The sequence below is a fragment of the Vibrio sp. 1874 genome (assembly GCF_033344395.1).
Taxonomy (GTDB): Bacteria; Pseudomonadota; Gammaproteobacteria; order Enterobacterales; family Vibrionaceae; genus Vibrio; species Vibrio alginolyticus.
Genome location: NZ_JAWPOR010000004.1, coordinates 209,165 through 228,052, shown reverse-complemented (window position 1 = coordinate 228,052; position 18,888 = coordinate 209,165). Strand labels below are relative to the sequence as shown.

The 18,888-nt window shown below is 44.4% G+C and carries 18 protein-coding genes; 2 read left to right on the top strand and 16 right to left on the bottom strand.

The window, feature by feature from the left end; all coding sequences use genetic code 11:
- Nucleotides 1-61 precede the first annotated feature (61 nt).
- The 15 genes from R8N46_RS10915 to yceD all read right to left on the bottom strand — a co-directional run bounded on the left by R8N46_RS10915 (nucleotide 62) and on the right by yceD (nucleotide 13,211).
- A complete protein-coding gene (locus tag R8N46_RS10915; protein ID WP_005372960.1) occupies nucleotides 62-463 on the bottom strand; it encodes a hypothetical protein in 402 nt (133 codons plus the stop codon).
- Nucleotides 464-676: 213 nt separating this feature from the next.
- Nucleotides 677-2,107, bottom strand: a complete 1,431-nt coding sequence (ptsG, locus tag R8N46_RS10910; protein WP_005372959.1) for a PTS glucose transporter subunit IIBC — start codon at nucleotides 2,105-2,107, stop codon at nucleotides 677-679.
- A 444-nt stretch (nucleotides 2,108-2,551) separates the two neighbouring features.
- The gene (locus R8N46_RS10905) at nucleotides 2,552-3,319 is read right to left on the bottom strand and encodes a TatD family hydrolase (RefSeq protein WP_318098455.1); all 768 of its coding nucleotides are present in this window, start codon (nucleotides 3,317-3,319) and stop codon (nucleotides 2,552-2,554) included.
- Entirely contained in the window at nucleotides 3,310-4,272 is a 963-nt protein-coding gene (locus R8N46_RS10900) for a DNA polymerase III subunit delta' (protein WP_054729226.1), read from the bottom strand. Before R8N46_RS10900 ends, R8N46_RS10905 begins: the two co-directional genes overlap by 10 nt.
- Nucleotides 4,273-4,296: 24 nt before the next feature.
- Nucleotides 4,297-4,929 (bottom strand): dTMP kinase, encoded by a 633-nt coding sequence (gene tmk / locus R8N46_RS10895; protein ID WP_044129475.1) that lies wholly within the window; start codon nucleotides 4,927-4,929, stop codon nucleotides 4,297-4,299.
- A complete protein-coding gene (mltG, locus tag R8N46_RS10890) occupies nucleotides 4,926-5,942 on the bottom strand; it encodes an endolytic transglycosylase MltG (protein ID WP_042523092.1) in 1,017 nt (338 codons plus the stop codon). The genes tmk and mltG overlap by 4 nt, the downstream gene beginning before the upstream one ends.
- A complete protein-coding gene (gene pabC, locus R8N46_RS10885; RefSeq protein ID WP_042523095.1) occupies nucleotides 5,939-6,754 on the bottom strand; it encodes an aminodeoxychorismate lyase in 816 nt (271 codons plus the stop codon). The genes mltG and pabC overlap by 4 nt, the downstream gene beginning before the upstream one ends.
- 107 nt (nucleotides 6,755-6,861) lie before the next feature.
- The gene (gene fabF / locus R8N46_RS10880; protein ID WP_005372948.1) at nucleotides 6,862-8,112 is read right to left on the bottom strand and encodes a beta-ketoacyl-ACP synthase II; all 1,251 of its coding nucleotides are present in this window, start codon (nucleotides 8,110-8,112) and stop codon (nucleotides 6,862-6,864) included.
- Nucleotides 8,113-8,205: 93 nt separating this feature from the next.
- Nucleotides 8,206-8,439: an acyl carrier protein gene (gene acpP, locus R8N46_RS10875; RefSeq protein ID WP_004406112.1), complete on the bottom strand. Its 234-nt coding sequence runs from the start codon at nucleotides 8,437-8,439 to the stop codon at nucleotides 8,206-8,208.
- 246 nt (nucleotides 8,440-8,685) lie between these two features.
- Nucleotides 8,686-9,420, bottom strand: coding sequence for a 3-oxoacyl-ACP reductase FabG (fabG, locus tag R8N46_RS10870; protein ID WP_025767222.1), 735 nt, complete (start codon nucleotides 9,418-9,420; stop codon nucleotides 8,686-8,688).
- Nucleotides 9,421-9,465: 45 nt separating this feature from the next.
- Nucleotides 9,466-10,389 (bottom strand): ACP S-malonyltransferase, encoded by a 924-nt coding sequence (fabD, locus tag R8N46_RS10865; RefSeq protein ID WP_005387313.1) that lies wholly within the window; start codon nucleotides 10,387-10,389, stop codon nucleotides 9,466-9,468.
- 75 nt (nucleotides 10,390-10,464) lie between these two features.
- A complete protein-coding gene (locus R8N46_RS10860) occupies nucleotides 10,465-11,415 on the bottom strand; it encodes a beta-ketoacyl-ACP synthase III (protein WP_017821385.1) in 951 nt (316 codons plus the stop codon).
- Nucleotides 11,416-11,420: 5 nt separating this feature from the next.
- Nucleotides 11,421-12,446 carry a phosphate acyltransferase PlsX gene (plsX, locus tag R8N46_RS10855; RefSeq protein ID WP_017633846.1) on the bottom strand — a complete coding sequence of 342 codons (1,026 nt, stop codon included), beginning with the start codon at nucleotides 12,444-12,446 and terminating at the stop codon, nucleotides 11,421-11,423.
- 10 nt (nucleotides 12,447-12,456) lie between these two features.
- The gene (gene rpmF, locus R8N46_RS10850; RefSeq protein ID WP_005396978.1) at nucleotides 12,457-12,627 is read right to left on the bottom strand and encodes a 50S ribosomal protein L32; all 171 of its coding nucleotides are present in this window, start codon (nucleotides 12,625-12,627) and stop codon (nucleotides 12,457-12,459) included.
- A gap of 59 nt (nucleotides 12,628-12,686) precedes the next feature.
- Entirely contained in the window at nucleotides 12,687-13,211 is a 525-nt protein-coding gene (yceD, locus tag R8N46_RS10845; protein WP_005387307.1) for a 23S rRNA accumulation protein YceD, read from the bottom strand.
- 149 nt (nucleotides 13,212-13,360) lie between these two features.
- On the opposite strand from yceD, the gene R8N46_RS10840 reads away from it, so the two are divergent.
- Entirely contained in the window at nucleotides 13,361-13,942 is a 582-nt protein-coding gene (locus R8N46_RS10840) for a Maf family protein (protein WP_005380845.1), read from the top strand.
- A gap of 58 nt (nucleotides 13,943-14,000) precedes the next feature.
- Here the strand turns inward: R8N46_RS10840 and rluC are convergent, their stop codons facing one another.
- The gene (gene rluC / locus R8N46_RS10835; protein ID WP_021033985.1) at nucleotides 14,001-14,945 is read right to left on the bottom strand and encodes a 23S rRNA pseudouridine(955/2504/2580) synthase RluC; all 945 of its coding nucleotides are present in this window, start codon (nucleotides 14,943-14,945) and stop codon (nucleotides 14,001-14,003) included.
- A gap of 639 nt (nucleotides 14,946-15,584) precedes the next feature.
- Between rluC and rne the strand changes: the two genes are divergently transcribed.
- Nucleotides 15,585-18,584 (top strand): ribonuclease E, encoded by a 3,000-nt coding sequence (rne, locus tag R8N46_RS10830; protein ID WP_115386194.1) that lies wholly within the window; start codon nucleotides 15,585-15,587, stop codon nucleotides 18,582-18,584.
- Nucleotides 18,585-18,888 lie beyond the last annotated feature (304 nt).

Here is an 18,888-nt window from a genome sequence, read left to right as displayed (position 1 = left end):
AATATTGCATTCCAAACAAAAAACGCCGGTATTTACCGGCGTTTTTTATGTTTCTTTTATTCTAGAAACTGTATTTGATGCCAACGGCGCCGCCAAGCTGCAAGTCAGCACCTTTGTAAAGATCTAGCTCTGGGTGTATTTGACCATAAAGGTCCCAGCCGCGTGATAAATCCCAGTTCACACCAAGCGGTACTCTCACACCAAACTCGTCATCCCATTCATACCAGCCACCAACGCCGACATACCAAGTCACAGGCATGTTTTGATCGAATGTTCCACGCTTAGCGATGTAATCAAACGCCATACCATCGTTTCCGATAATGCCACGATATTTGTTATCTAACTCTACAACAACACTTAATTGTTGATCGACAGCCATACCAACTGATAGATCCGTTGGTTCGCTTGCCGCCATTGCCGTACTAGAAACTAGTCCCAAAACTAAAATGAATTTGTTCTTCATACACGTTATCAATTATTCAAAAAAACATTATTCGCTATTCAAACATAATGGCATATCAATATGTCAACGATGGGTAAGCTCGATGTATGAAAAAGCTGACAAAAGTAAAGATGAGTTTAGGATCACACTAAAAAAGGAACTGTCAGTTAATAAAATAGGAACTAAAAAAGGAGGCCGATGCCTCCTTTTATGCATTACTATGAATGACTGCGATTAACCGTGGTTACGAATCCACTCATCCATTTCAGTTTTTAGGTTATCTGACTTAGTACCGAAGATAGCCTGTACACCACCAGCTACAACTACAACACCAGCAGCGCCTAGTTGTTTTAGCTTGTCTTGGTCAACAGCTGCTGTATCTGCAACTGCTACACGTAGACGTGTGATACATGCATCTAGACCAGTAATGTTAGCTTTACCGCCAAACGCTGCAACCAGTTCACCGCCCATATCAGAGCCAGAAGTTACAGCTGCACTTTCCGTTTCATCTTCACGGCCAGGTGTTTTTAGGTCAAGCGCTGTGATTACACCACGGAACACTACGTAGTAAATTACTGCGTAAACTAGACCAACGGCAATCATTAGCACCATCTTCTGAGCGTTACCAGATAGAACTAGGAAGTCGATCAGACCGTGAGAGAAAGAAGTACCGTGTACAAAGCCTAGAGTGTTCGAAACGATGTATGCAGAACCAGCTAGTAGAGCGTGGATACCGTATAGTAGTGGAGCAACGAATAGGAATGAGAATTCGATTGGCTCAGTAATACCAGTTAGGAATGAAGTCAGTGCAGCTGACGCCATGATACCCATTACTTTTGCACGGTTTTCTGGTTTAGCACAATGAGCAATTGCGATTGCTGCAGCTGGTAGACCGAACATCTTGAACATGTAACCACCCGCTAGCTGACCGAAGCCATTACCAGCAGCACGAGATGCTTCATCAGCAACTAGGTAACAAGTTAGTACACCATTTTGAGCTTCACCGGCAGCGTTAACACAAGAACCTGCTTCGAAGAAGAACGGTACGTTCCATACGTGGTGTAGACCGAATGGGATTAGAGAACGCTCAACAACACCGTAGATACCGAATGCTAGCTGTGGGTTTTGGTGTGCAGCCCAATCAGAGAATGCAGAAATTGCACCGCCAATTGGTGGCCAGATAACAGAAAGGATAACACCTAGGATGATCGCAGCAAAACCAGTGATGATTGGCACTGCGCGCTTACCAGCGAAGAAGCCAAGGTACTCTGGAAGTTGGATTTTGAAGAAACGGTTGAATGCCCAAGCAGCCACACCACCGACAAGGATACCACCTAGTACACCTGTATCGATTTTCTCAACACCCATAACGCCCGCCATTACACCTAGCGTTGCCGTCATGATGCCGTAACCAACGATAGCTGCAAGACCTGCAACACCGTCGTTGTTAGTGAAGCCTAGAGCTACACCTACTGCAAATAGAAGTGCCATTTGGCCGAATACTGAACCACCAGCTTGTTCCATAAGATTAGAAACGATCTCTGGAATAAAGCTTAGATGGGCAGCACCCACACCTAATAAAATACCTGCAACTGGTAAAACTGATACTGGAAGCATCAGAGCCTTACCAACTTTTTGCAGGTTAGCAAAAAGGTTCTTAAACATGTTTATGCTCCTGATAAATTTATAAGTATTATTTGGGCACTAACGGCACACCCCCGTAGCCTAAAGGTTAGCACCCAATGAAAATGTAACCACAACTGCATTATATTTTCCGGCTCTAAATATATATTGATGACCCTCAAACTTTCCACACAGTTACGAAATTTAGTTTCAAAACAAGTCTTGGATCACACCCAAAAACAGCCGATGAAAAGGTTTGCATTGCACTTATATTACTGTTTTATAAAGAATTAATTATTTATATAATTAATTTTAAGGCGTAAATAAAATACGCCCCAATGTTATTTTTAGTAACAAAATTACATTTGTGATTTTTGAATGTTATTAAATCAACATTTTTAGTAAACATTAAACTCGTGAGCGTATCTGTTGTTTTTATCAACAAAAAAGGAGCCTAAGCTCCTTTTTTATGCTCTTATTATTTTTTCATCGCAAAAAAAGATTTCGGAAGTTTTCGGTGGTTTTTTGTGCCACTTCAGAAAGAGAGCACGATTTGAGTTGCGCAATATAAGAAGCGACTTCGACAACATAAGCGGGTTGATTCTCTTTGCCACGATGAGGGACAGGAGCCAAGTAAGGAGAATCTGTCTCAATAAGAAGCTTCTCTAAAGGTAGAGTCTTCACCACTTCTTTTAACTCTGTAGCTTGACGGAAAGTAACAATCCCCGAGATAGAAATATAAAACCCCAGCTCCAGTGCAGCTTCAGCAAATGGAAGATCTTCTGTAAAACAATGGATAACACCACCACATTTCTCTGCCCCACCCTTACGCAAAATATCTAGAGTATCCGCACGTGCGTTTCTGGTATGGATAATTAAAGGTTTGTTGAGCTCCACTGCAAGATCAACGTGTTGCTCCAAGCGCTCTTTCTGTAACGCGGCCGTTTCGGGCTTGTAATGATAATCTAAACCCGTTTCGCCAATAGCGACGACTTTTGCATTCGACGCATGGTGGCGCAATACGTCCATCGAAAAGTCGCTTTCAACATCAAGTGGGTGCACACCGCACGAAGCATAAACATTGTCATAAGGCTCGATCATTTCCATCATTTTCGGGAAAGAATCCAGCGTTACTCCAACAGAAAGTAGCTCAGTTACGTTTGCTTGTTTAGCTTTGTTAATAACGTCTTCCACATTGATGTGGAGATCGTCGTAATTCAATTTGTCTAAATGACAATGAGAATCTACGAACATAATGCCTCTCGTGATTCAATTAACCAATTCATTGATAGTAGCTCAAGGTTCAGGCCAGGAAAGGCTTGCACCTGAGCTTTCAGGTTCATCAGCGCCTTCGCTGATGAGTACAAACCGTTATAGTTGTCCGGTTGGAACTTTGTCGCGCCCGGAAGCATTTGAGCTTCTGATACACCAAACTGCGCTTTCTGAGCATCTGTCAGTAAATACCATGCCCAGTCTAGTGATTGCTCTGAGTGTTTAGCGATTAAAGAAGCACACTCAGAAACGTCTGAAACAGGCGAAGACATTGCCTTAATAAAACTGCGTTCAAAAGCCAAGTAAGCTTCGAGCTCACCATTATTTAACGCATCCAATGTTTTTATTGGAGAGCCCATATTCAGTTTTAAGGCATAAGCAGGAACTTGCTTCGCCCCTTGTTCGTGCATCCATTGCATCGCTTGTTCCGCTGACGGAGGCGCAACAACCCAGTGTTGGCAACGGCTACGAATCGTTGGGAGCAGACGCTCCTGATTGTGGGTAACGAGCAAAAACAAGCACTTTGCCCCAGGCTCTTCTAGCGTCTTTAACAGCGCATTCGATGCCGACTCGTTCATAGAGTCCGCCGGTTCTATTACAAATAGGCGGTAACCATTAAGCTGAGATGATTCCTGAGCTAGACGGTTACAAGCGCGAATTTGGTCCACCGTTATCGCCTTTCCTTCTTTCTCTGGCTTGATCCAGTGTAAATCAGGGTGGTTTTGAGATTGATTTAGCTGGCAGCTATGACAAAAACCGCATGCTTCACTCGCGTAATTTTGGCAAAGAAGTGCTTGGCTAAAAAACTCGATAAGTTTTTCGATGCCCAAGCCCTGCTCGCTTTGTAATAAAAGCGCACCTGGTATTCTGTCCGACTCTAACCCTACTTTGAGGTTATCCCATATTGGCTGTAGCCATGGATAATCATTTAACATGAGTCACCTAAATTTACGTTTCACTTATTGACGAGCTAGCCACTCGTTTAGAGCGTCCCGAATATCACGCGACACGCCTTCAATCGCCTGTTCTGCGTTAATGATAACGATGGAAGGATCGGCATGAGCAATCTCCAAATAACGCTCACGTGTACGCTCGAAGAAACTAATATCCATCTTCTCTATACGATCTAACTCACCACGCCCACGTGCACGCTCAAGCCCAACACGAGGGTCAATATCCATATAGAGAGTGAGAGCAGGTTTAAAATCACCAAGCGTTGTATCCCGGAGATTTTTCATTAACGATGCGTCAATCTGACGGCCACCACCTTGATAAGCTTGCGACGACATATCGTGTCGGTCACCAACCACCCACTGACCGTTTTCCAAAGCTGGTTTGATCACGTTCTCAACCAACTGAACACGTGCAGCGTACAGAAGAAGCAACTCCGTCATGTCCTTAAGTTCTTCACCTTCGTGCTCTTCTTTCACCAGAGCGCGCATTTTTTCTGCTAGCGGTGTGCCTCCTGGCTCACGGGTATTTACGATATCCTCAATACCGGCCGCTTTTAGCGTATCTAAAACGGTTTTAATCGCAGTGCTTTTACCCGCGCCTTCTAGGCCTTCAACGACAATAAAGTTTGCTTTCATCATTTGTTCTTTCTTAGTTCTCTTAAATAGGCACGAACAGCACGGTTGTGCTCAGCAAGGGATTTCGAGAATACATGTCCGCCCTTTCCACTTGCTACAAAATATAAATAGTTGCTGCTTTCTGGATTCAAAGCCGCTTCAATGGAAGCTTCACCAGCCATCGCAATCGGTGTTGGTGGCAATCCATTGATGGTATAGGTGTTATATGGTGTCGGCGTACGCAAATCTTTCTTACGAATGTTGCCATCGTAGGCGTCACCCATACCATAAATAACTGTCGGATCAGTTTGTAACCGCATGCGTTTGTTCAATCGGTTGATAAACACAGAAGCGACGCGCTCACGCTCAGAATCAATAGCCGTCTCTTTCTCGATGATAGACGCGAGAATCAAGGCTTCATATTTGTCCTGTAATGGCAGCTTTTCTTGACGCGCTTCCCAGTTAGCATCCAGTATTTTATTGAGTTTTCGATGCGCTCGTTTTAATAACTGGCTTTCACTCGCACCCGCTGTGTAATGGTAGGTTTCTGCTAAAAACAACCCTTCTAGCTTTTCTCTCTCAATTCCGAGCTTCGCAGCCATTTCTTTTTCTGAAAGATCGGTTAAATCATGCTTTAAATAAGGAGCACTTTTTAGTTGATCTACCCATTCAGAAAAGCGGCTGCCTTCAACAAAAGTGATCGCAAACTGGTATTCTTTTCCAGTATTCAGATGCTCCAATGTTTGCGAAAGTGACATACCAGGCTCAAGTTGGTAAGTACCCGCTCGCACTTGCAACAATTCTGGATATAAGTGAGGAATTAAACGGATGTACTCCGATGTTTCAATCACCTCACCTTCAACTAAGGCGCGCATGACATGATGAAAGCTTGTACCACTTTCTACAGTAAACAGCTGAGGTTGTTCCAATAGAATAGGCTTTTCAACGTATTGTTTAGCCTGTGAAATTATATAAAAAACAGCTGCTGCGCCTATCACTGCGATCAGCACAACAAAAGCCAACAGTTTTTTAATCACGTAGTTAAATTCCCTTGCAGTCGTTGAGTCAATTTTCCTATCGGAAATATAGTCTTAGAGTTCGATGTCACTATGCTGCGAATAGGTGCGACACCTAATATTGAGTTACACATGAAAGCCTCGTCAGCACTCAGCAAATCTGGAAGTATAAAACGCCCCTCGATGACTTCAATATGACTTACTTTAAGTAACTCAAGCACCTTACGACGCATTACGCCCGTAACGCCTGATAAGGTCAGCTCCGGCGTAAATACTTTATTACCTTTAACCCAAAAAAGGTTGGCCATTGTAGTTTCAATGACATGGTTTTGCACATTTAACGTTATTGCATCTGCAAACTCTGTATTGTCGATTTCAGCCTTGGCGAGAATCTGCTCTAAACGGTTGTTGTGCTTATGTCCCGCAAGTAAAGGTTGAATCCCTAGACGAGTATTACAAACGCCCAAGTCCACACCTTGTTCTTGCCAAGATGAATAATGAGAAGGAAATGCAAAATTGGAAATCGTCACGATAGGGCCTTTAATCCCATTAGGGCTATACCCTCGCCCGCCAATACCGCGGCTAACGTGAATCTTCACCCCCGCTCGTGCGTCAGATAAAACCGCTTTGCTTGCCCAACCATGCACAACTTTCCAGTCAGGTGAAGAGATCTTCAAAGCGTCAAGGCAAGCACTCATGCGCTCAGTATGCTCCTGCCAGTAAACCAACTCTCCATTTTGGGTCAGGATGGTGGTAAAGCCTCCATCACCGTATTGGAATGAGCGATCACCTAGCTCTACATGCGTTTGCGGAACTCCATTTACCCAAAACATTCACGTACCTTCAAATTAGCAGACAACAAATAAAACAAAACGGCTCAATGCTAAGCATCGAGCCGTTAGAATACAAGTTTCGCTTATCTAAATAAGGTTAGATAGTGTTACTCAGCGAACTTTTTGAAGATCAAAGAACCGTTTGTACCACCAAAGCCAAACGAGTTACAGATAGCGTATTCCATACCTTCAACTTTGCGCGCAGTGTGCGGCACAAGGTCGATGTCTAGACCTTCTTCTGGATCATCAAGGTTAATCGTTGGTGGAACGATTTGGTCAACCAAAGACATAACCGTGATAATTGCTTCAACAGAGCCTGCTGCACCTAATAGGTGACCAGTCATAGACTTAGTTGATGATACAAGTACTTGCTTCGCACCTTCTTCACCAAGAGCACGTTTCACGCCCTTGATTTCTGCAACGTCGCCAGCAGGAGTAGATGTACCGTGAGCATTCACATAACCTACTTGGGTACCTGTGATGTTCGCGTCACGCATTGCCGCTTCCATCGCAAGTGCACCACCAGAGCCATCTTCGCTTGGAGAAGTCATGTGGTAAGCATCACCAGACATACCAAAACCAACCAGTTCTGCGTAAATCTTCGCGCCACGTGCTTTTGCGTGTTCGTACTCTTCAAGCACCATCATGCCAGCACCATCACCTAGAACAAAACCATCACGGCCTTTATCCCATGGGCGAGACGCTTTTTGAGGCTCTTCATTACGAGTAGATAGTGCTTTAGCTGCACCGAAGCCAGCCATGCCAAGAGGCGTAGAAGCTTTTTCTGCACCACCAGCAACCATCGCATCTGCATCGCCGTAGGCAATCATACGTGCTGCATGGCCGATATTATGCAGGCCAGTAGTACATGCGGTAGAAATCGCGATATTTGGACCACGGAGACCACGCATGATAGATAGGTTACCTGCAACCATGTTTACAATGGTCGAAGGAACAAAAAATGGGCTAACTTTGCGAGGGCCTTTGTCTACTAATGCAGTATGGCCAGTTTCGATAAGGTCAAGACCGCCAATGCCTGAGCCGATAGCAACACCAACTCGAGCCGCATTTTCTTCGGTAATTTGTAAGCCAGAGTTATCAAGAGCTTGAATACCCGCTGCAATGCCGTACTGGATGAAAAGGTCCATCTTACGAGCATCTTTTTTAGACATGTACTCTGTGCAATCGAAATCTTTAACAAGACCTGCAAAACGAGTTGAGAAGTTCGTAGTATCAAAGTGCTCGATATTTACGATACCACTTTGACCTTCTAGCAGGGCTTTCCAAGATGATTCTACTGTGTTGCCTACCGGTGACAACATACCCATGCCAGTGACAACTACACGACGCTTGGACACGATATAATTCTCCGGGAATTGAATATTTCTATGAGAGGATAGAAGAAGTTAGAAAGAACACAGGCGGTCTAGGAGACCGCCTGGGAGAGCTAATTACTGAGCGCTGTTTACGTAGTCGATTGCAGCTTGAACAGTAGTGATCTTCTCAGCTTCTTCGTCAGGAATCTCAGTGTCGAATTCCTCTTCTAGAGCCATAACTAGTTCTACAGTGTCTAGAGAATCAGCACCTAGATCATCAACGAAAGAAGCTTCGTTTTTAACTTCTGCTTCGTCTACACCTAGCTGTTCAACAATGATTTTCTTTACGCGTTCTTCGATGTTGCTCATTTTTCTTTTCCTTTACAGATTTCGCCTAATGCGATGATTCCGTAGTTTATTCGAACTATTGAAAGTTGCAAGGGGGTCCTTGCTGGTCAAACCACAAAATTAGCGAATTTAACCGAATTTCAATACATTTTTGACTTAAATCATGCACAAATCTTGCGCATAAGCATGACAAGTTCATGACAGTTAACTGCAACTATAGGCTATTTTTCACAATGTAAAATAGCTTATTTTGCATAAACTGTCGCATTAAACCATGTACATGCCACCATTTACATGCAAAGTTTCACCAGTAATGTACGCTGCTTCAGGAGAAGCAAGGAAAACTACTGCTGATGCAATTTCACGTGGGTCACCTAAACGACCTGCTGGCACGTTCGACAAAGTTGCCGCACGTTGGTCATCACTTAGCGCCTTAGTCATGTCAGTTTCGATGAAACCAGGAGCAACAGTGTTCACTGTTACACCACGAGACGCAACTTCACGAGCCATTGATTTAGTAAAACCAATCACGCCCGCTTTCGCTGCTGCGTAGTTAGTTTGACCAGCATTACCCATGGTACCAACAACAGAGCCTACGTTGATGATACGACCCGCACGTTTTTTCATCATACCGCGTAAAACCGCTTTAGACATGCGGTAGATAGGCGTTAGGTTGGTATCGATGATGTCGTTCCACTCATCATCTTTCATGCGCATCAATAGGTTGTCACGAGTAATACCAGCGTTATTCACCAGAATATCGATCACACCAAATTCTTCGTTGATCGTTTTTAATGTCGCTTCGATAGACTCGACATCAGTCACGTTAAGCGCTAAGCCTTTACCGTTATCACCAAGATACTCGCTGATAGCAGCCGCACCACTTTCAGAAGTAGCAGTACCGATAACCGTAGCACCTCGCTCGACAAGAAGTTCCGCGATCGCGCGGCCAATACCACGGCTTGCGCCGGTAACTAGCGCGATCTTACCTTCTAGATTCATCATGTTGTGTTTCCTTTTCTTATCGCAAATTTATCGCTTGATGGATTACTTCGCAGCGTCTAGCGATGCGATATCATTCACTGCTGCTGCAGTTAGCGTTTTCACGATACGTTTTGTTAGACCTGTTAAAACTTTACCAGGACCAAGCTCAAGAAGATTTTCTACGCCTTGTTCGTGCATCAGTTCAACTGTTTCAGTCCAACGAACTGGGCTATGTAGCTGACGAACAAGCGCATCTTTGATTTTTGCAGGATCTGTCTCAGCAACCACATCAACGTTGTTGATAACTGGCAGCTGTGGTGAGTTAAATTCGATAGACTCAAGAGCTACAGCAAGTTTTTCCGCTGCTGGCTTCATAAGTGCACAGTGTGAAGGTACTGAAACAGGAAGAGGAAGCGCACGCTTCGCACCAGCTTCTTTACATAGCGCACCAGCTCGCTCTACTGCGTCTTTGCTACCAGCGATAACGACTTGACCAGGCGAGTTAAAGTTTACTGGAGAGACCACTTCGCCTTGCGCTGCGTCTTCACACGCTTTTGCAATCGCATCATCAGCCAAACCGATAATCGCGTACATTGCGCCAGTACCAGCTGGTACTGCTTCTTGCATAAGTTGACCACGTAATTCAACCAGCTTGATGGCTTCTTTAAAGTCGATAACACCCGCACATACAAGTGCTGAGTACTCACCTAGGCTGTGACCGGCTAGGTTTGCTGGTTGCTCTAAGCCAAGTTCCTGCCATACACGCCAGATTGCAACAGATGAAGCTAGCAAAGCTGGTTGAGTACGGAAAGTCTCGTTTAAATCTTCTGCAGGTCCATTTTGAACAAGCGCCCATAGATCGTAACCTAGTGCGTCAGATGCTTCTGCAAATGTTTGTTTTACTACGTCATATTGTTCGCCTAGTTCTGCAAGCATACCTACAGCTTGAGAACCTTGACCTGGAAATACGATAGCAAACTTGCTCATGTTGTTTTCCTTTAAGCAAAGTAAAAAGAAATAAGATGCACCAAGTGCACCTTAAATTTTGAATTCTTGTGAAACTTAGAACTTCACAAGGGCCGAGCCCCAAGTGAATCCGCCGCCAAACGCTTCAAGAAGCAGAGTTTGACCGCGTTTAATACGACCATCACGTACCGCTTCATCTAGTGCTGTTGGCACCGTCGCAGCTGATGTGTTGCCGTGTTTATCAAGTGTAATCACGACTTGGTCTAGTGACATCGAAAGTTTCTTCGCTGTCGCTGAAATAATGCGGTAGTTCGCTTGGTGCGGCACTAGCCAGTCTAGTTCAGACTTATGCATGTTGTTGGCTTCAAGCGTATCTTTTACTAGTTTCGATAGCTGAGTTACAGCGACTTTGAATACTTCGTTCCCAGCCATATGAAGCCATTTATCCGCATCTTGCCCCCGCACAGGTACAGGTAGGCTTAGAAGCTCTCCGAATTGACCATCCGAGTATATGTGGGTAGAGATAATGCCAGGCTCTTGGCTAGCGCCTACGACAACGGCTCCGGCACCATCACCAAATAGGATAATGGTTGAACGGTCTGTCGGATCACACGTTTTAGACAAAGCATCTGAACCAATCACAAGTACGTTTTTGCACATACCAGATTTGATATGTTGGTCTGCAACAGATAATGCGTACACAAAACCAGAACAAGCAGCGGCTAAGTCAAAAGCTGGACAACCTTTAATGCCAAGCTTTGCCTGCACCTGACACGCAGATGAAGGGAAAGTATGGCTACTGCTCGTTGTGGCTACGATAATCAGGTCGATATCGTTTTTATCAATACCCGCCATATCGATAGCGTTTTCAGCTGCGTAGAATGCCATGTCTGCTACAGTTTCGTTTTCTGCAGCAATTCGACGCTCTTTAATACCCGTGCGAGCAACGATCCACTCATCACTTGTATCTACCATTTTCTCTAGATCTGCGTTTGTACGCACCTGAGATGGCAGGTAGCTGCCAGTACCTAAAATTTTGCTATACATGAAGACTAATAATGCCTCTCGAGTAAAACCGCTTCCAAACGATCGCTAATACGGCTTGGTACTTGTCGTTTGACCTCGTGTACTGCCTCGCCAAGTGCATTGACAATCGCAGATACATCCGCACTTCCATGGCTTTTTATGACAATGCCGCGCAATCCTAGCAAACTTGCGCCGTTATACTGGTCGGGGTTCAGTGTTTTTAGTTCATTAAACAGCCTAGAAAACAACTTTCTAGCTATCCAACCCTTTATCGTTGATGCCATTATGCTGGTTTTAATTTTTTCGATAAAAAGTTGAGCTGTTCCCTCACTGGCTTTTAAGCATACGTTGCCGACAAATCCATCACAAACAATGACGTCCGCAACATCATGCAAAATTTGATTACCTTCAATATAACCGACAAAGTTAATCGCATCGGTCTGAGAAAGCATTTCTGCGCAACGTTTGACTAAATCGTTACCTTTAATCTCTTCTGCGCCAATATTGAGTACAGCAACGCGAGGAGGACGACCCAAGTGTTCTTCAGCTAATGCACTGCCCATTACAGCAAATTGGAACAAGCTATCAGCATCGCACGATACATTCGCCCCCAGATCCAGCATCCAAGTACGCTTTCCGGTAATCGTCGGTAAAGCGGAAACTAAAGCAGGACGTTCAATGCCAGGAAGTAACTTAAGAATGAAACGCGATAGTGCCATTAATGCACCGGTGTTGCCACCACTAACACAAGCATCCGCTTTCTGCTCAGAAACCAAATCGATAGCCATACGCATAGAACTATTTTGGCTATTACGTAACGCCAATGAAGGTTTTTCTGAGTTCGAGATAACTTTCTCGCTGTGAAGAATAGTCAAGCGGGAACTGGTCGAGGTACCGAGTTGAGATAATTGAGACGTGATCAGAGATTGATCACCAATAAGAATCACTTTTAGCTCTGGGAAATGAGACAGTGCCTGCACGGCGGCAGGCACTGTTACGCGTGGACCGAAATCCCCGCCCATTGCATCAAGTGCAACGGTAATACTTTGCAAAGGTTCAACCTTACTTGTTGATAACCTTTTGACCACGGTAGTAACCTTCAGCAGTTACGTTGTGGCGTAGGTGAGTTTCACCAGAAGTCGCGTCTACAGATAGAGCAGCTGTAGTTAGCGCATCGTGTGAACGACGCATACCGCGCTTAGAACGAGTTTTACGGTTTTTCTGTACGGCCATTGACCCTACTCCTATACTATTGGGTTAAAAACCTGAAGAAGAATCGGCTACCACACCTATTACTTTTTCAGACTTTTCAAAACGTCGAATGGATTCGGTTTTTCTTCCTCAATTTCTTCAGGAATCTCACCAAAAACCATGTTATTTGAATCAACGCTACAATCCGCTTCATCGTGCATCGCAATTTGAGGTAATGCTAAGATGAACTCGTCTTCAACAAGTTGTATGAGGTCTAATTCACCATATTCATTTAGATCTACCAAATCATAAATTTCTGGTGCTTCCTGTTCTGTTTTCTCACCGTAGTAAGGAGTAGAAAGGAATTCAACTTCGCACTCATGTGCGAATACCTCATTACAACGCTGACACTCTAAATCGACTTCGATGTTAGCTTTACCAGAGATAACAACGAGTCGCTGTTCATCCATCCCAAATGACAATGAGACTTCTGCGTCGCGTTTTACGCCTTCAGTTGTTTCCACTAAGCGCTTGAAAAGACTAGCTTGGATGATGCCATCGTAATCCAATCGTTTCTGTGCAGCTTTAGCTGGGTCAACCGTTCGCGGTATTTTTACCTTTTGCATAGGGCGCGAATATTATCTTCCAAATCAAAATTAGTCAAAGAAAAAGGCAAAAAAGTTGTACTTTTTTACGCTTAACATACAGAGCATTAGCCAGAATCATTTTTGATCTATTATCCTATTGGAAATGCTCCCACGAATTGTAATTCAAAATGAAAAATTACCAACTGGTTTTAGCCTCAACCTCCCCTTTTCGTAAACAACTGCTTGAAAAGCTCTCACTACCATTCGTTTGTTTATCACCTGATTGCGATGAAACACCTTTTGACCAAGAAACGCCAACTGAACTTGTGCAGAGACTGGCCCAAGAGAAAGCAATATCTTGCCAGACGGATAAAGCAAGTTTAGTTATCGGCAGTGACCAAGTTTGTGTCATTAATGGTGAAATCGTTGGCAAGCCTTTAAATAGAGATAACGCGATAAATCAACTTTTGGCTCAAAGTGGAAAAGTCATCACTTTCTATACTGGTCTTGCGGTACATAACACCGTGACAAACCATACAGAAGTCGGCTTTGATTCTTTCGAGGTGCACTTTAGAGATTTAACGCTTGAACAAATCGAACGCTACGTCGACAGGGAAGAACCTTTTTACTGCGCAGGCAGCTTTAAAAGCGAAGGCATGGGAATTTGTTTGTTTACGAAATTAGTTGGTAAAGACCCGAACACACTTGTCGGACTACCATTGATTGATTTGATTGATATGTTGCATGTTCAAGGACTCGATGTCCTTTAACCCAAATACGATAAAAGGGAGCCACAGGCTCCCTTTTGCATCCGCGAGGAAAACATGGTTACGCGTTTCTTAAACCCGCCAACACTTTTTCTAGTTTCGGTTCCATCGGTGCGTTGATTTCCATCCACTCATCATTTGATGGGTGTTGGAACTTGATGTTTGCCGCGTGTAGGAACAAACGATCTAAACCAACTTGACCTGTGTAAGCGTCAAAGCGACGATCACCGTAGCGATCATCCCAAGCGATTGGGTGACCAGTGTATTGCGTATGAACTCGTATTTGGTGAGTTCGACCAGTAATCGGACTCGCCTGAATCAATGTAGCTTGTTCGAACTTTTCCAAAATCTTAAAACGCGTTTCTGACGGCTTACCATTAGGGTTAACACGAACAATACTGTTCACTTCGTTTTTGAGCAGTGGCGCGTTCACAACCTTACAACTGCTTTTCCATTGCCCCATGACAAGAGCTAAGTAAAACTTCTTTACTGTCTTTTCACGAAACTGGGCTTGCAAGTGACGAAGTGCAGAACGCTTCTTAGCAACCAGCAAAATCCCTGAAGTATCACGGTCAATACGATGCACAAGTTCAAGAAAGCGAGCTTGAGGACGCAGAGCCCTAAGCGCTTCAATCGCACCAAACTTTAAACCACTGCCACCATGCACAGCGGTGCCAGATGGTTTGTTTAGAATCAACATATGATCATCTTCGAAGATAATCATATTTTCCAACTCAGCGACTTTGTTAAGTTTCGTACTTGGTGCGACATCGTCATCTTTTTTCTCGACGGTCACCGGTGGAATACGAACGAGATCGCCTGCTTTTAACTTGTACTCTGCTTTTATACGCTTTTTATTTACGCGCACTTCGCCCTTACGCACAATTCGGTAAATCATGCTTTTAGGAATGTCTTTTAATTGGTTGCGCAAAAAATTATCAATGCGCTGACCTGCCATATCTTCGTCGATATCGACGAACTGGACTTTTGTTCTTATTTCGTTCATGGGCGGTATTGTAAACTCAATTTCGTGCGACTTCACATTATTCTTGTCGTAAAAGAAACACTCGATGGCACATACTGGTCTAAATTTCGCCAAGCTTTTGTTTAAATTATTAAAACTCTCAATCAAGTTCTCAATTTGTTTTCTGTCCTGAACAGTTTGCACATCTCAATTGCTTATGAAACAGCCAGTTATAAATTAGAAATTTTGAGTTTAGCGGCAAATTTTCTATCGTTTGCGTGAAAGCAGATTGCTGATAGCCACGCGCACTGCTATAGTTCACAGCTGCTAAGGAAGGTTTGGTTACATTTTATTCATTACCAATCATTTATCCTCAAGCAATGTGAGTAGATCGTTGAAGGTCGAGTGCAGCATTGGCGTGAGACACATCGAATTCAACACTCTTGCCACCCTACTCCTCGCATATTCACGTTGAGTACCTACCGCCCAAATAGCGGGTCACAAGTCTACGTTTCCAACAGAAACCACAAGAGGCTTGTGATGACTGAAGTGCCCGAGAGCATCCCCTTCCAGCCGGGAGGCTGCAAAATACAAGCCATGGGATCAGGCACCGTGAAAGAGCGAAAAAACAGTGGCAAGTCGACAAGAAAGATATAAAAGAAAAGACAACGAGAATTTTCAATGAAAAGAATGTTAATTAACGCAACTCAAAAAGAAGAGTTGCGTGTCGCTCTGGTTGATGGCCAGCGACTTTTCGATCTTGATATCGAGAGTCCAGGTCATGAATCTAAAAAAGCGAATATCTACAAAGGACGTATCACACGTATCGAACCAAGCTTAGAAGCCGCATTTGTTGATTACGGCGCCGAGCGTCACGGTTTCCTCCCTCTCAAAGAAATTGCCCGCGAATATTTCCCTGAAGGTTACACCTACCAAGGTCGTCCAAGCATCAAAGAAGTGCTAACGGAAGGCCAAGAAGTTATCGTTCAAGTGGAAAAAGAAGAACGTGGAAGCAAGGGCGCAGCTCTTACTACTTTCATTTCTCTTGCTGGTAGTTACCTTGTTCTGATGCCTAACAACCCTCGTGCTGGCGGTATTTCTCGTCGAATCGAAGGTGACGAGCGTACTCAACTAAAAGCCGCATTAAGTACTTTGGAACTGCCTCAGGGCATGGGCCTAATCGTACGTACTGCTGGCGTTGGCAAGAGTGCTGAAGAACTTGAGTGGGATTTGAATGTACTACTTAACCACTGGGGTGCAATCAAAGGTGCAGCGGACTCTAACCCTGCTCCATTCTTAATCCACCAAGAAAGTAACGTTATCGTTCGTGCAATCCGTGACTATTTGCGTCGTGATATTGGCGAAATCTTAATTGATAGCAACACCATCTACGAACGTGCAAAAGAGCACATTCAATTGGTGCGCCCTGATTTCCTTAACCGCGTTAAGAAATATGAAGGCGAAGTTCCACTATTCAGCCACTACCAAATCGAAAGCCAAATTGAATCGGCTTTCCAACGTGAAGTGCGTCTGCCATCTGGCGGTTCTATTGTTATTGACCCGACTGAGGCACTAACGTCTATCGATATCAACTCTGCTCGTGCAACCAAGGGCGGTGATATTGAAGAAACAGCCCTAAACACGAACCTAGAAGCAGCCGACGAAATTGCTCGCCAGTTACGTCTACGTGACTTGGGTGGCTTAGTGGTTATCGACTTTATCGATATGACACCTGTTCGCCACCAACGAGAAGTAGAAAACCGTCTACGTGAAGCCGTTCGTCTTGATCGCGCTCGTGTACAAATCGGTCGTATTTCTCGCTTTGGTTTGTTGGAGATGTCACGTCAACGTTTAAGCCCTTCTCTAGCAGAAGCAAGCCACCACATCTGTCCTCGCTGTAGCGGTACTGGAGTCGTTCGCGACAACGAATCTCTAGCACTTTCTGTACTTCGTTTAATCGAAGAGGAAGCACTGAAAGACAATACAGCGCAAGTTCTCGCAGTTGTACCTGTGCCAATCGCTTCTTACTTGTTGAACGAAAAACGTCGTTCAGTTAACCATATCGAACGCATTCAAGAAGTGAAGATTACGGTTGTTCCAAACTCTGACATGGAAACGCCGCACTTCGAAGTTATCCGTGTTCGTGAAGGTGAAGAGTTCGATCTGATTTCTTACCTACTTCCTAAAAAACTGGAAGCAATGAAAGAAGCGGAAGGTAAAGAGCCAGCGGAAGTTGACGTAAAACCAAAACGAATTGAAGAGCCAGTTCTTAAAGGCTTTGCGGCTCCGTCTCAAACCGCACCTGCACCAGCAGCTAAACCAGCTCCTGAGGCGAAGAAGAAAGAACAAAACGTTGAACAAGAAGAGAAACCTGGATTGTTCAGCCGTCTGTTTAAAGCACTTGGTAGCTTCCTATTCGGTGGTTCTGAAGAAACAAAAGAAGAACAGAAACCTCAGGAAGAGAAAAAACCAAATCGCGATAATCGACGTAACAAACGTGATCGTAACGATCGTCGTCGCAATAACAACCAGCGCGATAATCGTGATAACCGCGACAATCGCGATAACCGACGTCGTCGTAAGCCTCGTGATGAGCAGGCTAATGAGCAAAACGAAGCTCAACAACAAACAAATAAACCGCAAAACCGTAACCAAAAGCGTAAACCTAAAGCTCAACAGGCAGATAAAGCCCAAGAGCAGAAAGCAAACGCAAAAGTAGCGGAAAAAGGTCTGCAGCTAGCAGCGGAAGCTCGTACTGAAACAAAACCAGAAGAGAGCAAACCGAAGCAGCAAAATGCGAAAGCAGAAAAAGTGAAAGAGCGCCGCCAACGTCGCAAATTGAACAAGTCTGTACGCGTTAAGGACCAAGAAGCTATTGAGAAGAAAGCCGAAGAAACAGCGGTTAAGACTCAAGAAACGGTTGAAACCAAAGTTGAGAAGCCAACAGAAGCAGCGGTAGAAGCACAACAAGACAACAAGCAAGCAGAGTCTAAGCAACGTCGTAACCGTCGTTCGCCACGTCACCTGCGTGCAAGCGGCCAGCGTCGTCGCCGTGGCCGTGATCGCCGCCCTAACCCGTTCCGCCTACGTAAGGGAGGTGTCGCTTCTCCTGAAATGGCTATGGGTAAAGTAATGCCACGTTACATTCCGAAACCAGCACCTAAGAAGGAAGAGCGAGTTAAGGAAGAAGCTGTAGCAGCAGTACCTACAATCCAAGGTGGCTTTGCGTGTCCAGAAATGGCAATGGGTAAAGTGATTATTCGTCGCGAGCAACCTGTCGTAACAGATGCGCCAGTTGTTGAACACAAGGTTCAAGAAACCGTTGAAGCGAAAGTGGAAGCTCCAGTAGTAGAAGCACCTGTTGTTGAAACAGTAATCGCAGAAAAAGCTGAATCGGCAGTAGTAGAAACAGCATCGGTAGAGCCTATCGTTGAAGCAGCAAAAGAGATTGCAGCCGAAGCGCCAGTAGATAAACCAGAGCCTAAAGTCGAAGCCATTAAAGTTGCGGCTAAGCTAAACGCTAGCGCACCGATGACGAAAGCACCTGGCCCTCAAGAGCTACGCGAAATCACGGTTGCAGCAGCACCGTTCAAAACCGAACGTTACCAAGCTAAAGGTGCTGGTAGCCAAGTGGCTAAAAACCGTGCATCGGCAGAGATGACAAAGCCTAACTTTAACTAGGCTAAATCATTACGTTCAACTGCTTAACGGCATAAATAAATTAAAGGCTACCATCTGGTAGCCTTTTTTATCTTCATATTTGCCCAATAAATTGTTCATATAAATACCAATTCGTGATCACATTTGTACGCCATTATTAGTATCATTCTTGAACTTAATCACACTTTTCGGTAGCATGCGCCGACTCAAGTTTTCGACACCATTCTGATGCTGCTCTTTTAATACTACGGTTTACACTGCAATGTTTGATTAAAAATCAACCACTCAGTGGCTTGTGCAAATACGAATATGTGTCGGGTTTAAC